This is a genomic window from Nocardioides sp. W7 (assembly GCF_022919075.1).
GTDB lineage: Bacteria > Actinomycetota > Actinomycetes > Propionibacteriales > Nocardioidaceae > Nocardioides.
The window spans coordinates 3,210,394-3,227,197 of record NZ_CP095078.1; the positions used below are offsets into that span (position 1 = coordinate 3,210,394).

The 16,804-nt window shown below is 72.0% G+C and carries 16 protein-coding genes; 12 read left to right on the top strand and 4 right to left on the bottom strand.

What is annotated here, in order from left to right:
* Positions 1-2 precede the first annotated feature (2 nt).
* The 3 genes from MUB56_RS15235 to MUB56_RS15245 all read right to left on the bottom strand — a co-directional run bounded on the left by MUB56_RS15235 (position 3) and on the right by MUB56_RS15245 (position 3,249).
* The gene (locus MUB56_RS15235) at positions 3-836 is read right to left on the bottom strand and encodes an ABC transporter permease (RefSeq protein ID WP_244927869.1); all 834 of its coding nucleotides are present in this window, start codon (positions 834-836) and stop codon (positions 3-5) included.
* Positions 833-1,810, bottom strand: a complete 978-nt coding sequence (locus MUB56_RS15240; protein WP_244927870.1) for an ATP-binding cassette domain-containing protein — start codon at positions 1,808-1,810, stop codon at positions 833-835. Before MUB56_RS15240 ends, MUB56_RS15235 begins: the two co-directional genes overlap by 4 nt.
* 71 nt (positions 1,811-1,881) lie before the next feature.
* Positions 1,882-3,249: a hypothetical protein gene (locus MUB56_RS15245; protein WP_244927871.1), complete on the bottom strand. Its 1,368-nt coding sequence runs from the start codon at positions 3,247-3,249 to the stop codon at positions 1,882-1,884.
* A gap of 129 nt (positions 3,250-3,378) precedes the next feature.
* Between MUB56_RS15245 and MUB56_RS15250 the strand changes: the two genes are divergently transcribed.
* The gene (locus tag MUB56_RS15250; RefSeq protein ID WP_244927872.1) at positions 3,379-5,472 is read left to right on the top strand and encodes an acyltransferase family protein; all 2,094 of its coding nucleotides are present in this window, start codon (positions 3,379-3,381) and stop codon (positions 5,470-5,472) included.
* A gap of 36 nt (positions 5,473-5,508) precedes the next feature.
* On the opposite strand, the gene MUB56_RS15255 is transcribed toward MUB56_RS15250, so the two are convergent.
* Positions 5,509-6,300, bottom strand: a complete 792-nt coding sequence (locus MUB56_RS15255) for a maleylpyruvate isomerase family mycothiol-dependent enzyme (RefSeq protein WP_244927873.1) — start codon at positions 6,298-6,300, stop codon at positions 5,509-5,511.
* A gap of 84 nt (positions 6,301-6,384) precedes the next feature.
* Here MUB56_RS15255 and argC point away from each other — a divergent pair, with 84 nt between their 5' ends.
* Genes argC through MUB56_RS15310 form a run of 11 tightly spaced genes read left to right on the top strand, consistent with a single transcriptional unit; the run spans position 6,385 to position 16,612 of the window.
* Complete coding sequence (argC, locus tag MUB56_RS15260) at positions 6,385-7,422, top strand: N-acetyl-gamma-glutamyl-phosphate reductase (RefSeq protein ID WP_244927874.1); 1,038 nt, start codon at positions 6,385-6,387, stop codon at positions 7,420-7,422.
* Positions 7,419-7,937 carry an ACT domain-containing protein gene (locus tag MUB56_RS15265; protein ID WP_244927875.1) on the top strand — a complete coding sequence of 173 codons (519 nt, stop codon included), beginning with the start codon at positions 7,419-7,421 and terminating at the stop codon, positions 7,935-7,937. Before argC ends, MUB56_RS15265 begins: the two co-directional genes overlap by 4 nt.
* Entirely contained in the window at positions 7,934-9,085 is a 1,152-nt protein-coding gene (gene argJ, locus MUB56_RS15270) for a bifunctional glutamate N-acetyltransferase/amino-acid acetyltransferase ArgJ (RefSeq protein ID WP_244927876.1), read from the top strand. The genes MUB56_RS15265 and argJ overlap by 4 nt, the downstream gene beginning before the upstream one ends.
* On the top strand, positions 9,082-10,020 hold the full coding sequence (gene argB, locus MUB56_RS15275; RefSeq protein WP_244927877.1) for an acetylglutamate kinase: 939 nt from the start codon (positions 9,082-9,084) through the stop codon (positions 10,018-10,020). Before argJ ends, argB begins: the two co-directional genes overlap by 4 nt.
* Positions 10,017-11,210, top strand: a complete 1,194-nt coding sequence (locus MUB56_RS15280; RefSeq protein ID WP_280637289.1) for an acetylornithine transaminase — start codon at positions 10,017-10,019, stop codon at positions 11,208-11,210. The genes argB and MUB56_RS15280 overlap by 4 nt, the downstream gene beginning before the upstream one ends.
* Positions 11,210-12,160: an ornithine carbamoyltransferase gene (argF, locus tag MUB56_RS15285; protein WP_244927878.1), complete on the top strand. Its 951-nt coding sequence runs from the start codon at positions 11,210-11,212 to the stop codon at positions 12,158-12,160. The genes MUB56_RS15280 and argF overlap by 1 nt, the downstream gene beginning before the upstream one ends.
* Entirely contained in the window at positions 12,157-12,711 is a 555-nt protein-coding gene (locus MUB56_RS15290; RefSeq protein WP_244927879.1) for an arginine repressor, read from the top strand. The genes argF and MUB56_RS15290 overlap by 4 nt, the downstream gene beginning before the upstream one ends.
* A complete protein-coding gene (gene argG / locus MUB56_RS15295; RefSeq protein ID WP_244927880.1) occupies positions 12,708-14,141 on the top strand; it encodes an argininosuccinate synthase in 1,434 nt (477 codons plus the stop codon). Before MUB56_RS15290 ends, argG begins: the two co-directional genes overlap by 4 nt.
* Positions 14,141-14,611: an NUDIX domain-containing protein gene (locus tag MUB56_RS15300; protein ID WP_244927881.1), complete on the top strand. Its 471-nt coding sequence runs from the start codon at positions 14,141-14,143 to the stop codon at positions 14,609-14,611. Before argG ends, MUB56_RS15300 begins: the two co-directional genes overlap by 1 nt.
* Positions 14,608-16,044, top strand: a complete 1,437-nt coding sequence (gene argH / locus MUB56_RS15305) for an argininosuccinate lyase (RefSeq protein ID WP_244927882.1) — start codon at positions 14,608-14,610, stop codon at positions 16,042-16,044. The genes MUB56_RS15300 and argH overlap by 4 nt, the downstream gene beginning before the upstream one ends.
* A complete protein-coding gene (locus tag MUB56_RS15310) occupies positions 16,028-16,612 on the top strand; it encodes a DNA-3-methyladenine glycosylase (protein ID WP_244927883.1) in 585 nt (194 codons plus the stop codon). Before argH ends, MUB56_RS15310 begins: the two co-directional genes overlap by 17 nt.
* Positions 16,613-16,804: the final 192 nt, after the last annotated feature.

Consider the following 16,804-nt stretch of genomic DNA (forward strand, 5'->3'; position numbering starts at 1 on the left):
GCTCACATCTTCCGCGAGTAGCTCCGCACCGCGAGCGGGGCGAACACCGCGACCACGATCGCGCATCCGAGCAGGGCCCAGCCGACCTCCGCGGTGACCTGGCCGTCGTTGAGCAGGTCGCGGACCGCGGTCACCACGTGCGAGACCGGGTTGACGTTCACGAACGCCCGCAGCCCGCTCGGCAGCGTCTCGGCCGGGACGAACGCGTTCGACAGGAACGTCAGCGGGAACATGATCATCATCGAGATGGCCTGCACGCTGCGAGCGGTCTTGGCGATGGTGCCGAGCCAGGTGAAGATCCAGGCCAGCGACCAGCCGGCGACGATGGTCAGCAGCGCGCCGGCGAGCACCCCGACGACTCCGCCTCCGGGGCGGTAGCCCATCACCAGGCCGGTGAGGATGGTCAGTCCGGTCGCGATCGTGTACCGCGACAGGTCCGCGACCATCGGGCCGGCCAGCGGGGCGATCCGGGCCATCGGCAGCGACTTGAACCGGTCGAAGACGCCCTTGTCCATGTCCTCGCGCAGCTGGACGCCCGTGGCCATGCAGACGGTGAGGGTCGTCTGGGCCAGGATGCCGGGGATCAGCAGCGGCAGGTAGCTCGCCACGTCGCCGGAGATGGCTCCACCGAAGACGTAGGCGAACATCGCCGTGAAGAGCAGCGGCTGGATGATGACGTCGAAGAACTGCTCGGGATTGCGCAGCATCTTCGTCCACGAGCGCCAGGCCATCGCCCGGGTCTGCCGGATGGTGTCGGGCACGGAGACCCGGGTCGCGAGCTCGCGCTCGCGGAGGTCGTACGACGCGGCGGTCGGGGCGGGGAGCAGGGTGGTCATCGCGCGGTCTCCAGCTGGTCGTCGTGGGTGGGGGAGCCGGTCAGGGCCAGGAAGACCTCGTCGAGGGTCGGCTTCTGGACGGTCGCGGCCAGGATCGACAGGCCCGCCTCGCGCAGCCCGATGAGCACGTCGGCGGCCAGGTTCGCATCGGCCAGCGGGACGTTCAGGCCGCCCGCCTCCGGAGTCGGTACGGCGTGCTCACCCACGACCCGTCGGACGACGGCGCCGGCGGCGTCCGTCCCCGCGGGGTCGGCCAGCCGCAGCTGCAGCGTGGAGGAGCCGACCTGGCTCTTGAGCTCGTCGGGGGTGCCCTCGGCGACCTTGCGGCCGTGGTCGATGACCGCGATCCGGTCGGCGAGCTGGTCGGCCTCGTCGAGGTACTGGGTGGTGAGCAGCACCGTGCAGCCCTCCGCGACCAGGGCGCGGATGGTGTCCCACATCTGACCGCGGGTGCGCGGGTCGAGGCCGGTGGTCGGCTCGTCGAGGAAGATCAGCGGCGGCCGGGTGATCAGGGACGCCGCCAGGTCGAGCCGTCGGCGCATGCCGCCGGAGAAGTGCTTGATGGGGCGGTCGGCCGCATCCTCGAGACCGAACCTGCCGAGCAGGTCGTCGGCGGTGCTCCGCGACGGCTTGGAGGACAGGCCCTGGAGCCGACCGAAGAGCCAGAGGTTCTCCCGGGCGGTCAGGTCCTCGTCGACCGACGCGTACTGCCCGGTGACGCCGACGAGCTGGCGGATCATGTGCGGGTGCTCGCGGACGTCGACGCCGAAGATCGAGGCCGAGCCGCCGTCGATCGGCAGCAGGGTCGCCAGCATCCGGATCATCGTGGTCTTGCCGGCGCCGTTGGGCCCGAGGACGCCGAACACCTCGCCGCGGCGTACCTCGAGATCGATGCCGTCGACGGCGCGCTGGGTGCCGAAGGTCTTGACCAGGCCGGTCGCGTGGACCGCCAGGTCGGTGGGGAGTGAGGTCATGCCACCAGGGTGGGGCGGCCCGGTTTCACGGCGCCTTCACGCCGCCTTCACCCCCCGGGTGGTGCTCCCGCTCAGCCGAGGGGCGGCAGCGGAAGGGTCGCGACCTGCAGGAAGTGGTCCGAGGCGATCTGCGCGCGGCTGTGGTAGGTCTGGTTGCGATAGCCGCAGGAGCCCTTCGCCTGGCCCAGGCTCAGGAGGTAGTCGCGCCGCAGAGGGGTGCGGTACACCGGGAACTTCGAGTCCTGGGTGGTGGGGTACTGCCCGCCCACGATGCTCGTGGTGGCGTAGGCGTCGTAGAAGCCGGCGTTCATCAGGGCCTGGTGGACGTTGTTGTAGGGCAGCGTGTTGGCGGTCGAGTTCAGGTCGCCGCCCAGGATCACCTGGTTGCCGAAGCGGCTCTGCAGGCTGCGCAGGATGGCGATCGTCTGGTTCACCTGGCGGGCCCGGATCTCCCACTCCTTCCGGCTGCCGACGACGCCCACCCGGAGGTGATTGGAGGTGAGGACGAACGGCGCCTGGTCGCCGCTGACGGACTGCAGCCGGGCCCACGCGATCAGCGAGTCCTTGTTGAACGCGGGGTCGACGATCCGCTCGAGACCCGAGTCGAGCTTGCGGAACTTGCTCGCGTCGTAGAACACCCGGGTGCCGACCAGGCCGGGCCGGCGGCCCTTGGGCGGGCGGTAGGCCTCGTCATCGAGGGCGTCGACCCAGGTGGCCGCGGGATCGGGGTCCACCTCGTTGAGCCGGTCCAGGATCCAGCGCCGCTGGGGCCGGGACCCGAACTCGAGGCGCTCGGAGCCGCTGGCCTCCTGGATGGCCAGGGCGTGCGCGCCGCTGCGGAGGATCTCGGAGACCGCGTTGTCGCCGCGGAGCGTCCAGTTCAGCGTCGGGCCGAGGTGCCGGTCGGCGGCCCAGCTGCGCACGTTGAAGGCCGCGACGGTGACCTGGTCCTGGGCGGCGGCGGTGCACGGAGCGGTGATCGGGGCCTGGATCCACTTCGCCGGGCTCGCCGTCTTCGAGCCGTCGCGGCGGTAGCCGACGACCTTCACGAAGGAGTAGTTGCCGGAGGCCGGCACGGCCCCGAACGCATGCCGTACGACGAGAGTGCGGCGCTTGCGGCTGACCCGGTAGGACTTCACCTTCACGTTCATCTTGCGGCTCGGGCTGACCTGCACCGCGACCCGCTTGAACCCGGCGACGCGCCGGGAGCGCTCCCAGGTCACCTTGATCCGCCCGTCGTTGGTGGCGGCCAGGTGGACCTTGAGGTTGCCGGTGCCGTTGCGCGCGCTGCCGGAGGCGGTGCCGGTGGGGTTGGCGTTGCGCCGCTCGGCGGGTGCCTGGTGGGCGTCGGCGGGTGTGGCCAGCAGGGTGGCGCCGAGGGCAAGGACGGTGCCTGCGATGAGGGACGCGACGGGCCGGGTGCGTGAGGGTGCGGTCATGAGGAGGCTCCGATGGAGGTCGGTTGGTCGGTGCCTCGCTCATCGGCGGCACAACGCCCCATCCTAGGTCGCGGCAGGAATGGCGCAGCGGTTTCGCGAGGACGAGCGGGCGCGATTAGTGTTGGGGCAGTGAGTGCCGTGACCGACCGCCAGCCGACCCACGGTCCCTCTCGGGGATTCCGGCCCGACATCGAGGGCCTGCGCGCGGTGGCCGTGCTGTCGGTGCTGATCTACCACGCAGGACTGGCCTGGGTGCCGGGTGGCTACGTCGGGGTCGACGTCTTCTTCGTGATCTCCGGGTTCCTGATCACCTCGCTGATGGTGCGCGAGGTCGAGCGGCAGGGACGACTCGGCCTGGCCGACTTCTGGGCCCGGCGTGCGCGGCGGCTGCTGCCGGCGAGCGCCGTGGTGCTGGTGTTCAGCGCCGTGGTCGCGCTGGTCTGCCTGCCGGTCAACAGCCGCAAGGACTTCGGCGGTGACATCGTCTCGGCGGCCCTCTACGTCGTGAACTGGCGCCTCGGGGCGCGCGAGGTCGACTACCTGGCCGAGAACGTCGGCGCCTCCCCGGTGCAGCACTACTGGTCGCTGGCCGTCGAGGAGCAGTTCTACGTCGTCTGGCCGCTGCTGATCGCCGCCCTGGTCGCGGTGTTCCGGGCGCGCTGGCGACCGGCCCTGCTGGTCGGGATCGCGGCGGTCTCGGTGGCCTCCTTCGTCTTCACCCTGTCGTACTCCGTCGACCAGCCCGGCCTGGCCTTCTTCGTCTCCACGACCCGGATCTGGGAGCTCGGGGTCGGCGCGCTGCTGGCGATCGGGTTCCCGACGCTGGTACGCCTGCCGGCAGCGCTGCGTGGAGTCCTGGGCTGGGTCGGGCTCGCGCTCGTGGCCTACAGCGTTCTCGAGCTGGACGCCACGACGGTGTGGCCCGGCACGGCGACCCTGTTGCCGGTCCTCGGCACCGCGGCGGCGATCCTGGCGGGTGGCGGCGTCGCCGCCCGGTGGGGTGTGGGCCGGCTGCTGGGCATCAGGCCGGCGGTGTGGATCGGCGGACTGTCGTACTCGCTCTACCTGTGGCACTGGCCGTTCCTGATCGCGGCCGAGGGCATCTGGGGGGACCTGCGGGTCCGTCAGGACCTGCTGGTCGTCCTGGTGTCGGTCGTGCCGGCGTGGCTGTCGTACCGCTTCGTGGAGACCCCGTTCCGGCGTTCGCCCCGCTTCGCCCTGCCGCGCCCCGCGCTGCTGGCCGGGGCCGGGGCGATGGTCGTCTCGATGGTCGCCGGCTTCGCCCTGGTGGCCTCCTTCTCCCTGGTCGACACGGTCGACGAGGCCTCGGCGGACGAGTCGCCCGGCGCGCTCGCGCTGCAGGACCCCCGGTACGCCGACACCGACTGGGCCGCGCTGAAGTCCGTCGACGTGCTCCGACCCTCGCCGCTGGAGGCCTACACCGACTATCCCGGGATCAACACCAACGGCTGCGTCGTCAAGCGGGACACCGCTCGCTTCGAGACGTGCGAGTACGGCGACCCGGACGCCGCCCGCACCGTCGTGCTGGTCGGCGACTCCAAGGCCGCGCAGTGGTTCACCCCGGTCCGCAACATCGCGGAGCAGGAGGGCTGGCGACTGGTCGTGATCGCGAAGAACGGCTGTCCCTTCGCCGCCTCGACCCTGCTGGTGGACAACCACCGCAACCCGTCCTGCGACGAGTGGCAGCCGAAGGCGTTGAGCACCATCGAGAAGATGAAGCCGGACCTCGTCCTGACGGTCACCCGCCACAGCAGGTCGCTGCCCCCGGGCGGGAGTTCGGAGGACGACTACGAGCCGGCGGCGATGGTCGACGGCTTGGTGGAGTACTGGGAGCGCCTGGTTTCGGCCGGCATCGAGGTGGTCACGATCCTCGACACGCCGCTGCCGGTGAGCGCGACGGTGCCCGACTGCGTCCAGGAGAACCTCGAGGACCTGACCCGGTGCGTGGCCCTCAAGGAGAACGGCACCCCGAAGTCCGGGGCCATGCGGCAGCTCGAGGCGGCGAAGCGGGTGCCCGAGGTGAAGGTGGTCGACATGTCGCCGGTCCTGTGCCCCGACGACGTGCACTGTCCGCCGGTGATCGGGAACGTCCTCGTCTACCGCGGGGGGAGCCACATCAGCGACACCTTCGCGGCCACGTCCACGTCCGCGCTGGCGGTCCGGCTCGCCGAGGCGACCGACGGCCTGCTCGGCTCGGCCTGACGTCTTGGCCTGACGTCTTGGCCTGACGCCCGGGCGTCACTCGATCGGGACGTCCACGCACGCTCGGAAGTCCGCGTACGCCGACCGGTCACCCTCGACCCCGATCTCGCCGTCGTCGCCGCGGTGCCACAGCCAGGCGTCCAGGGCGGCCGCCGGCCCGCTGACGGTCGCCAGTGCCGGCGCGGAGCGGGCCGGCACGACCCGGAGGTCGGCACCGTCGTGGACGGTGCCGTCCGGTCCGGTGCCGCGGAAGTGCCCGAGCTGCACCCAGGTGGCGTCGCCGGTGTCGGTGCACTCGACCCGGACGTAGCGCTCCTGAGGGGTGAACTCGCCCCACGGTGGCTGCCCACCGAACATCACGTCCAGGGCCTCCTCGACGCCGTCGGCGGCGAGCACGGCGTCGAGGGGGGTGACCCGGCCCGCGGCGAGCTCGGCGTCGAGCCGGTGGATCAGTGCCTCGTGCGCCTGGCGACGGACGATGAAGCCGACGGTGTGGTCCGTCGACCAGGTCCAGGCCTCCTCGACCGGATCGGCACCGGTCATCGCCGCGACCAGCCGGGCGGAGCCGGAGTCGAAGAACTCCAGCACCTCGCCGTGCCGACCCGGCCGGGGTGGCTCCGCGTAGTCGTCCGGACCCTGGGGGCGCCGGTCCAGGATCGTGGCCCAGAAGTGCTGCACGGTGCCCAGGTGCCACAACAGGTCGGCCGCGTCCCAGTCCGGGCAGCTCGGAACCGCGGCGGCCGGGTCGCAGCCGGCCAGGACGTCTCGGAACCGGGCGGACTCACGCTGGAGGTGCTGGAGGTAGATTTCGAAGCGCAGTCTGGCCATGAGCAGCACCGTAGGCACCGGCGCCGACACGCGCAGTGAGTTTTGTCCCCGGGATGAAATGACCATGCATCATGATGTATAGTCATGCACATGAGTGGGAAGCGAGTCGCGGTCGCCGGAGCCAGTGGGTACGCCGGAGGTGAGCTGCTGCGCCTCCTCCTCGGTCACCCGGAGGTGGTGATCGGAGCGCTCACCGGGGCGTCCAACGCCGGGCAGCCCCTGGGTGGCCTGCAGCCGCACCTGCTGCCCCTCGCGGACAGGGTGCTCGAAGAGACCTCGCTGCAGACCCTCGCCGGTCACGACGTGGTCTTCCTCGCCCTGCCCCATGGTCAGTCCGGAGCGATCGCCGCCGAGCTGGGGGAGGAGACCGTGGTCGTCGACTGCGGTGCCGACTTCCGCCTCTCCGACAGCTCCGAGTGGGAGAGGTTCTACGGCGGCGACCACGCCGGCACCTGGCCCTACGGCCTGCCCGAGCTCCCGGGGCAGCGCGACCTGCTGCGCGGTGCCACCCGGGTCGCGGTCCCGGGCTGCTACCCCACGATCTCCACGCTGACCCTGGCCCCGGCCGTCGCGGCCGGACTCGTCGAGCCCGAGGTGGTGGTCGTCGCGGCGTCCGGCACCAGCGGTGCCGGCAAGGCAGCCAGGTCGCACCTGCTCGGGAGCGAGATCATGGGCAACGCGAGCGCGTACGGCGTCGGCGGCAGCCACCGCCACACCCCCGAGATCACCCAGAACCTCTCCGCGCTGGTCGACGGCACCGTCACCGTGAGCTTCACTCCGCTGCTCGTCCCGATGTCTCGCGGCATCCTCGCGACCTGCTCGGCCGTCCTGCGCGACGGCGTCACCGCCGGTGACCTGCGCAGCGCCTACACCGAGGCGTACGCCGACGAGCGCTTCGTCCACCTGCTCCCCGACGGCCAGTGGCCGCAGACCAAGTCCGTGATCGGCTCGAACGCCGTACACCTCCAGGTGACGGCGGACGAGGAGGCGGGCCGGATGGTCGCGGTCGGGGTCGTCGACAACCTCGCCAAGGGCACCGCCGGCGCCGCCGTGCAGTGCATGAACCTCGCCCTGGGCCTCGACGAGGGTCTCGGCCTCACCACGATCGGAATCGCGCCATGACAGAAGAGACCCAGACCCCGACCGAGACCTCCGCCGAGCCGACCGAGACCTCGGCCGAGCCTGCCGAGGCGGTCGAGCAGCCGACGTTCACGCTGCAGCAGTTCCCCGAGAAGCTCGCCGTCGTCCGGCTGCCCCCGGGCTCGGAGATCCCCACCTGGGCCGAGTCGTCGTCGCTGTTCTCCATCACCGCCACCGCGACCGAGACCTCCCTGATCTGCGCGGGCCGCAACGTGCCGACCAAGCAGGTCGCGCAGAAGGGCCTGACCGCCTTCGCGGTGCAGGGTCCCCTCGACCTCTCCCTGGTCGGCGTCCTGGCGAGCCTGCTGGTCCCGCTGGCGGAGGCGGGCGTCCCCGTCTTCACCATCTCCACCTACGACACGGACTGGATCCTGGTCCCGATCGGAGACGCCGAGAAGGCGGCCGAGGCCTGGCGACGACGGGGGCACACCGTCGCCCTCGCCGTCCCCGTCAAGCCCAGCAAGGCCCAGCCCAGGAAGCAGAAGCCGAAGAAATGACCGTCACCACCCCCGCCGGGTTCACCGCCGCCGGCGTACCCGCCGGCCTGAAGTCGACCGGCGCCAAGGACCTCGCCCTGGTCGTCAACGCCGGCCCGACCTTCGACTCGGCCACCGTGTTCACGGCCAACCGCTGCAAGGCCAACCCGGTCCTGTGGAGCCAGGAGGTCGTCAAGGACGGCGTCGTGCGCGCGGTCGTCCTCAACTCCGGCGGGGCCAACTGCTACACCGGCCCCGAGGGCTTCCAGACCACGCACGCGGTGGCGGAGCGGGTCGCCGGCCACCTCGGCATCGGCGCGATCGACGTGGTCGTCTGCTCGACCGGCCTGATCGGCCTCGCCAACCCCCGTGAGCAGTTGCTCGCCGGCGTCGACGCGGCGTACGACGCCCTCGCGGCCGACGGCGGCCCGCAGGCGGCCGAGGCGATCATGACGACCGACTCGGTGAGCAAGCAGGTCGTCGTCGAGGGCGCGGGCTGGAGCATCGGCGGGATGGCCAAGGGCGCCGGCATGCTCGCGCCCCAGCTGGCCACGATGCTGGTCGTGCTCACCACCGACGCCGTCGTCCCGGCGGCCGACCTCGACACCGCGCTGCGCGCCGCCACCCGGGTCTCCTTCGACCGGCTCGACTCCGACGGCTGCATGTCGACCAACGACACCGTGACCGTGATGGCGAGCGGGGCCAGCGGCATCACTCCGTCGCTGCCGGACTTCACCGACGCCCTGACCCAGGCCTGCACCGACCTCGCGATGCAGCTGCTGAAGGACGCCGAGGGCGCCGACCACGAGATCGCCATCACCGTGCTCAACGCCGCCACCGAGGACGAGGCGGTCGAGGTCGGCCGCAGCGTGGCGCGCAGCAACCTCTTCAAGGCGGCGGTGTTCGGCAACGACCCGAACTGGGGCCGGGTGCTCGCGAGCATCGGCACGACCAGCGCGCAGTTCGACCCCGCCGACCTCGACGTCGCGATGAACGGGGTGTGGGTCTGCCAGGCCTCCACCCCGCACGCCGACCCCGCCGAGGTCGACCTGACGGAGCGCGAGGTGAGCGTGACCATCGACCTGAAGTCCGGCTCCGAGAGGGCGACCGTCTGGACCAGCGACCTGACCCACGCCTACGTCCACGAGAACAGCGCGTACTCCTCATGAACGACTCCACGACCGGCCAGTTCGACACCAGCAAGCCGGACCAGGCCAAGGCCCGCACCCTCGCGGGCGCCCTGCCGTGGCTGAAGCAGTACCACGGCAAGATCGTCGTGGTGAAGTACGGCGGCAACGCCATGACCGACGACGCGCTCAAGCGTGCGTTCGCCGAGGACATCGCCTTCCTGCGCTTCGCCGGCTTCAAGCCCGTGGTGGTGCACGGCGGCGGTCCGCAGATCTCCCAGATGCTCGACCGGCTCGGCATCGAGTCGGAGTTCCGCGGGGGCCTGCGGGTCACCACGCCCGAGGCCATGGACGTGGTCCGGATGGTCCTGGTCGGTCAGGTGCAGCGTGAGCTGGTCGGGCTGATCAACGAGCACGGGCCGCTCGCGGTCGGCTGCTCGGGCGAGGACGCCGGCCTGTTCACCGCCGAGCCGACCAACACCGTCGTCGACGGCGAGGAGGTCGACCTGGGCCTGGTCGGCGAGGTCAGCCGGGTGCGCCCCGAGTCGGTCCTCGACCTGATCGAGGCCGGCCGGATCCCGGTCGTCTCCAGCATCGCGCCCGACGTGCACGGCGTCGTCCACAACGTCAACGCCGACACCGCCGCCGCGGCCCTGGCCGTCGCACTGAAGGCCGAGAAGCTGCTCGTCCTCACCGACGTCGAGGGGCTCTACCTCGACTGGCCGGACCCCACCGACGTCGTGGGCGAGATCAGCCCCGAGTCGCTGGCGGAGATCATGCCGACCCTCGCGAGCGGGATGGTCCCCAAGATGGGCGCCTGCCTGAAGGCGGTCCAGGAGGGCGTCCCGCGCGCCACCGTCGTCGACGGCCGCGAGCCGCACGCCGTGATCCTGGAGCTGTTCACCAACGAGGGCGTCGGCACCCAGGTGCTGCCCGGCGTCGAGACCAAGACCCGGAAGGTGAGGGACACCCCGTGACCGGCCCGACGATCAAGCAGAGCCAGGAGCGGTACGCCGCCTCCCTGATGAACACCTTCGGTCCGCCCAAGCTGGAGCTCGTCCGCGGCGCGGGCGCGCGCGTCTGGGACGCCGACGGCAACGGGTATCTCGACTACCTCGGCGGCATCGCGGTCAACGCGCTCGGCCACGCCCACCCGGCGCTCGTCGAGGCGGTCACCGCCCAGCTGCAGACCCTCGGGCACGTCTCGAACTTCTTCACCACCGGCCCGCAGGTCGAGCTGGCCGAGAAGCTCCTCGAGCTGGTCGGCGCGGGCCCCGGTGGCGGGCACGTCTTCTTCACCAACTCCGGGACCGAGGCCAACGAGGCCGCGTTCAAGCTCACCCGGCGCACCGGCCGCACCCACGTCGTCGCGGCCGAGGGCGGCTTCCACGGCCGCACCATGGGTGCGCTCGCGCTGACCTCCAAGGAGGCCTACCGCACGCCGTTCGAGCCGCTTCCGGGCGACGTCACGTTCGTCCCGTACGGCGACACCGACGCGCTCGCCGCCGCGGTGACCGACCGGACGGCGGCCATCCTCCTCGAGCCGATGCAGGGGGAGGCGGGCGTCGTCGTACCCCCCGAGGGCTACCTCGCCGCCGCCCGCGCGATCGCCGACGAGAACGGCGCGCTGCTCTGGCTCGACGAGGTGCAGACCGGCATGGGCCGCACCGGGCGCTGGCTGGCGAGCGAGGGGGTCACCCCCGACGTCATCACCCTCGCCAAGGGCCTGGCCGGCGGCTTCCCGATCGGTGCCTGCATCGGGCTCGGCGCGGCCGGCGAGCTGCTCCAGCCCGGCAACCACGGCACCACCTTCGGCGGCAACCCGGTCGCCTGCGCCGCCGCGCTCGCGGTGATCCGCACCATCGAGGACGACGGCCTGCTCGAGCACGTCACCGTGCTCGGCCGGAAGCTCCGTGGGGGCCTCGCGGCCGACCCGCGGGTCACCGAGGTCCGGGGCGAGGGGCTGCTGATCGGCCTCGACCTGAGCGCCGAGGTCTCGGCCGAGGTGTTCGCGGCCGCGTTGGACCGGGGCTTCATCCTCAACAACCCGACCCCGCGCCGGGTCCGGCTCGCGCCGCCGCTGGTGCTCACGGTCGACGACGCCGACGCGCTGCTCGCGGCCTGGCCGGGGATCCTCGACGCGGCGTACGCGAAGGCAGGTGCGTGATGACCGGGCACCCCACGGTCCGGCACTTCCTGGCCGACGACGACTTCACCCCGGCCGAGCAGACCCGGGTCCTCGACCTGGCGGCCAAGCTCAAGGCGGCGCCGTACGACGCCCGCCCGTTGGCCGGTCCGCAGTCGGTGGCCATGGTCTTCGACAAGCCGACGCTGCGGACCCAGGTCTCCTTCGGCGCCGGCATCGCCGAGCTCGGCGGCAACCCGATGCTGGTCGAGGGCCGGCTCGCCGGCATCGGCGTCCGCGAATCCGTCGAGGACGTCGCCCGCGTGCTCGGCCGCCAGGTGTCGGCCGTCGTGTGGCGGACCTTCGCCCAGACCGACCTGGAGCTGATGGCCCAGCACGCCGGCGTCCCGGTCGTGAACGCGCTGACCGACGAGTTCCACCCCTGCCAGCTGGTCGCCGACCTGCTGACCGTGCGTGAGCGCAAGGGCGCCCTGTCCGGGCTCACCGTGGCCTTCGTCGGCGACGGCGCCTGCAACATGGGCAACTCCTGGCTGCTCGCCGGCGCGACCGCCGGGATGCACATCCGGGTGAGCGCGCCCCGGGGCTACGTGCCGTCCGACGCCATGTTCGACCGGGCCAACGCCATCGGGGCGAGCACCGGCGGCTCGGCGATCGCCGTCGCCGACCCGGTCGAGGCGGTCACCGGCGCCGACGTCGTCGTGACCGACACCTGGGTGTCGATGGGCAAGGAGGAGGAGTCAGCCGCCCGCGAGGTCGTCTTCGGCCCCTGGTCGCTGACCTCCGAGCTGCTCGCCCACGCTGAGCCGGAGGCGATCGTGCTGCACTGCCTGCCGGCGTACCGCGGCAAGGAGATCGCCGCGGAGGTGATCGACGGTCCGCAGAGCGTCGTGTGGGACGAGGCCGAGAACCGGCGGCACGCCCAGAAGGCGGTGCTGACGTTCCTGCTCGAGTGGTCGGCGGGGGAGTCGTGAGCGAGTCCGCGCTCCGTCCGGCGACCAAGCAGGCCCGGCACCAGCACATCGTCGAGCTGGTCACCCACCAGGAGGTCCGCTCGCAGACCGAGCTGGCCGACCTGCTCGCCGAGGGCGGCGTCCGGGTCACCCAGGCCACGCTCTCGCGGGACCTGGTCGAGCTCGACGCGATCAAGGTCCGCTCGGCCTCGGGGGCATTGGTCTACGCCGTCCCCGCCGAGGGTGGCGACCGCCGGCCGGCGGCACCCGTCGAGACCGCGGCCGCCTCGGCCCGGCTCGCCCGGCTCTGCGGCGAGCTGCTGGTCAGCGCCGACGCGAGCGCCAACCTGGTCATCCTGCGCACCCCACCGGGGGCCGCGCAGTTCCTGGCCTCCGCCTTCGACAAGGCGGAGTTCCCCGAGATCCTCGGCACCATCGCCGGCGACGACACGGTCCTGGTCATCGGCCGGGACCCCGTGGGCGGGGACGACCTCGCCCGACGGTTCCTGTCCCTCGCCGACCACCACCTCGACAAGCAGCACAACGACAAGCAGAAGGAAGTCCATTCGTGAGCAAGGTCCTGACGTCCCTCCCGGTCGGCCAGCGGGTCGGCATCGCGTTCTCAGGAGGGTTGGACACCTCGGTCGCGGTGGCCTGGATGCGCGACAAGGGTGCGATCCCCTGCACCTACACCGCCGACATCGGCCAGTACGACGAGCCCGACATCTCCGGCGTCCCCGACCGGGCCCGGCAGTACGGCGCCGAGATCGCCCGCGCCGTCGACTGCCGCTCCCAGCTGGTGGAGGAGGGCCTGGCCGCGATGGCCTGCGGCGCCTTCCACATCCGCTCCGGGGGCCGCACCTACTTCAACACGACCCCGCTGGGCCGCGCCGTCACCGGCACCCTGCTGGTTCGTGCGATGCACGAGGACGGCGTCGACATCTGGGGGGACGGCTCGACGTTCAAGGGCAACGACATCGAGCGGTTCTACCGCTACGGCCTGCTCGCGAACCCGCAGCTGTTGATCTACAAGCCGTGGCTGGACGCCGAGTTCGTGCACGAGCTCGGTGGCCGGTCGGAGATGAGCCAGTGGCTCGTCGACCACGACCTGCCGTACCGCGACTCCCAGGAGAAGGCGTACTCCACCGACGCCAACATCTGGGGCGCCACCCACGAGGCGAAGACCCTCGAGCACCTCGATGTGTCCCTGGAGATCGTCGAGCCGATCATGGGAGTGAAGTTCTGGGACCCCAGCGTGCACATCGAGACCGAGGACGTCACGATCCGCTTCGAGCAGGGCCGGCCGGTCGCCATCAACGGCACGACCTACGCCGACGCGGTCTCGCTGGTGATGGAGGCCAACGCCATCGGCGGCCGGCACGGGCTCGGCATGTCCGACCAGATCGAGAACCGCATCATCGAGGCCAAGTCCCGCGGCATCTACGAGGCCCCGGGCATGGCGCTGCTGTGGACGGCGTACGAGCGGCTCCTCAACGCGATCCACAACGAGGACACGATCGCCAACTACACGGCCCAGGGTCGCCAGCTCGGCCGGCTGCTCTACGAGGGCCGCTGGCTGGACCCGCAGGCGCTGATGATCCGCGAGTCGATCCAGCGCTGGATCGCCTCGCTGGTGACCGGCGAGGTGACGCTGCGGCTGCGTCGGGGCGAGGACTACACCGTGCTGCGCACCGACGGCCCGGCCTTCTCCTACCACCCCGACAAGCTCTCGATGGAGCGCACCGACAACGCCGCGTTCGGCCCGGTGGACCGGATCGGCCAGCTGACGATGCGCAACCTCGACATCGCCGACTCGCGCTGGAAGCTGGAGATGTACGCCGACCAGCCGGTCGAGCAGGGTCAGGTGCTCGTCGAGCACGGCACCCTGTTCGGCGAGCTGCCCGCCGGTGGCGCCGACCGGATCGCCAGCAACCCGTCCGCCGAGGGTGAGTTGCACGACGAGGCGCTGGACGCCGCCGCGATGGAGTTCGGCACCGACTGATGGCCGGCCCCGTCCACCGCGTCGCGGCGCGCGTCCTCCCGGTGAGTGCCACCGGCGAGGTGCTGTTGCTCCAGTGTCAGGACCCGGCCCGGCCGGGCGACCTGCACTGGATCAGCGTCGGCGGCGCGGTCGACCCGGGGGAGTCGCTCGAGGACGCGGTGCTGCGCGAGCTGGTCGAGGAGACCGGGGTCGTCGCGTCCGCCGACGTTCTCACCGGCCCGCTGCACCGCGGGGAGTACCCCTTCTCGTGGGCCGGCGTGGACTACCTGAGCGACACGACGCTCTTCGCGCTGCCGCTCGACAGCACCACCCCGGTGACCTTCGAGGGACTAGAGGTGGCCGAGGTCGGTAACGTCCTGGCCGCCGGCTGGTGGACTCCCGACGCGCTCCGCGCCGACGGCACCGCGGCCACCCCTGACCTGCCCGACATCATGGACGCCGCGATCGCCGCGGTACGAGGAGAGACGTGAGCAGCACCAATCACGGCACGAACACGGGCAAGCTGTGGGGCGGCCGGTTCGCCGGCGGCCCGTCGCCGGAGCTCGACGCCCTGTCGCGCTCGACGCACTTCGACTGGCGGCTCACGCCGTACGACCTGGCCGGCTCGCGCGCGCACGCCAACGCGCTGCACCGGGCCGGGCTCCTCGCGGACGCCGACCACGCCGAGCTGCTGCGCGGACTCGAGGTGCTGGGGGAGCGGTACGCCGACGGCTCGCTGGCCCCCGACCCGTCCGACGAGGACGTCCACGGTGCGCTCGAGCGGCTGCTCCTGGAGGAGGTCGGCGCCGACGTGGGCGGCCGCCTGCGAGCCGGCCGCAGCCGCAACGACCAGATCGCCACGCTCTTCAAGGTGTTCCTGCGCGACCACGCCCGGGTCGTCGGCGGGCTCGCCCTCGACCTGGTCGACGTGCTCGTCGCCCAGGCCCGCGACCACCTGGACCCGGTGCCGACCGTGATGCCCGGTCGCACCCACCTGCAGCACGCGCAACCGGTGCTGCTGGCCCACCACCTGCTCGCCCACGCCTGGCCGCTGCTGCGCGACGTCGACCGCCTCCTCGACTGGGACGCCCGGGTGGCGGCGGACTCGCCGTACGGCTCCGGCGCGCTGGCCGGCCAGAGCCTGGGCCTGGCCCCGGAGGGGGTGGCCGCCGAGCTCGGCTTCACCGGCTCGAGCGCGAACTCCATCGACGGCACGGCCGCGCGCGACTTCGTCGCGGAGTTCGCGTTCGTCGCGGCCCAGATCGGCGTCGACATCAGCCGGCTCGCCGAGGAGGTCATCCTCTGGTCGACCCGCGAGTTCGGGTTCGTGACGCTCCACGACTCCTGGTCGACGGGGTCGAGCATCATGCCGCAGAAGAAGAACCCCGACATCGCCGAGCTGGCCCGGGGCAAGGCCGGCCGGGTGATCGGCAACCTCTCCGGGCTGCTGGCCACCCTCAAGGCGCTGCCGCTGGCCTACAACCGCGACCTGCAGGAGGACAAGGAGCCGGTCTTCGACTCCGTCGACACCCTCGAGGTCCTGCTCCCGGCGTTCTCCGGCATGGTCGCGACGCTGGTCTTCGACCGCGAGCGCCTCGCCGAGCTGGCCCCGCAGGGGTTCTCGCTGGCCACGGACGTCGCCGAGTGGCTGGTCCGCCAGAACGTCCCGTTCCGCATCGCCCACGAGCTCGCCGGTGCGTGCGTCCGTCGCTGCGAGGAGCTCGGCATCGAGCTCGCCGACCTGAGTGACGAGCAGTTCGCCGCGATCGACGAGCAGCTGACCCCCGCGGTCCGTGAGGTCCTCACGGTCGAGGGCTCGGTCGCCTCCCGCTCCGGCCGGGGCGGCACCGCACCGGTGCGGGTGCGCGAGCAGCTCGACGAGGTCGTCGCCACGGCGGCGCAGCACCGTGGCCGCCTCGGCTGACCTCGCCACCCTGCTCGCGGGGCCGGCCGAGACGGTCGCCCCGCGACTGCTGGGCGCACACGTCGAGCACGCCGGCGTCGTCGTCCGGCTCACGGAGGTCGAGGCGTACGCCGGCGGGTCCGACCCCGGCTCGCACGCCTTCCGCGGCCAGACCCGCCGCAACGCGGTGATGTTCGGCCCGGCCGGTCGTCTCTACTGCTACTTCACCTACGGGATGCACGTGTGCTGCAACGTGGTGACCGGGCCCGAGGGCGAGGCGAGCGCCGTGCTGCTGCGAGCGGGCGAGGTGGTGGCCGGCGTCGAGACGGCGCGGGCCCGCCGCCCCGGCTCGTCCGACCGGGACCTGGCGCGCGGCCCGGCGCGGCTGTGCCGGGCGCTGGCGATCGACCTGTCGCACGACGGGACGGACCTGGCCGCGGGACCGGTGCGGTTGCGCCTCCGGGACCCGCTGACCCAGGTGTCGACGGGCCCGCGCGTGGGTCTGCGCGGGGCCCCGGACCGCCCCTGGCGGTACTGGCTCACGGGGGAGCGGAGCGTGTCGGCGTACCGCCCGGCCAAGCCACGCTGAGCCCCGCAGTCGCCCGTCGAGCACCCCGATTTTGCATGCCTGCAACCCAGGTGTAATGTTCCATCTCGCCGCGGCAAGCGGTTCTCACTCGGGCCGAGAGGCCAAACGAAGTGGGTCTTGCATGCCCAGGCTAGAGACTTGAACCGCGTCAGACACCAAGTTGACGAGGCCGGCGCAAACCGGTAAGTTTCT

Bases quoted from the DNA above. Each gene is read 5' to 3' on its own strand.
- MUB56_RS15235 (WP_244927869.1), bottom strand. From the start codon at position 836: ATGACCACCCTGCTCCCCGCCCCGACCGCCGCGTCGTACGACCTCCGC.
- MUB56_RS15300 (WP_244927881.1), top strand. From the start codon at position 14,141: ATGGCCGGCCCCGTCCACCGCGTCGCGGCGCGCGTCCTCCCGGTGAGT.
- argJ (WP_244927876.1), top strand. From the start codon at position 7,934: ATGACCGTCACCACCCCCGCCGGGTTCACCGCCGCCGGCGTACCCGCC.
- MUB56_RS15265 (WP_244927875.1), top strand. From the start codon at position 7,419: ATGACAGAAGAGACCCAGACCCCGACCGAGACCTCCGCCGAGCCGACC.
- MUB56_RS15255 (WP_244927873.1), bottom strand. From the start codon at position 6,300: ATGGCCAGACTGCGCTTCGAAATCTACCTCCAGCACCTCCAGCGTGAG.
- argF (WP_244927878.1), top strand. From the start codon at position 11,210: ATGACCGGGCACCCCACGGTCCGGCACTTCCTGGCCGACGACGACTTC.
- argB (WP_244927877.1), top strand. From the start codon at position 9,082: ATGAACGACTCCACGACCGGCCAGTTCGACACCAGCAAGCCGGACCAG.
- MUB56_RS15240 (WP_244927870.1), bottom strand. From the start codon at position 1,810: ATGACCTCACTCCCCACCGACCTGGCGGTCCACGCGACCGGCCTGGTC.
- MUB56_RS15245 (WP_244927871.1), bottom strand. From the start codon at position 3,249: ATGACCGCACCCTCACGCACCCGGCCCGTCGCGTCCCTCATCGCAGGC.
- argC (WP_244927874.1), top strand. From the start codon at position 6,385: ATGCACATGAGTGGGAAGCGAGTCGCGGTCGCCGGAGCCAGTGGGTAC.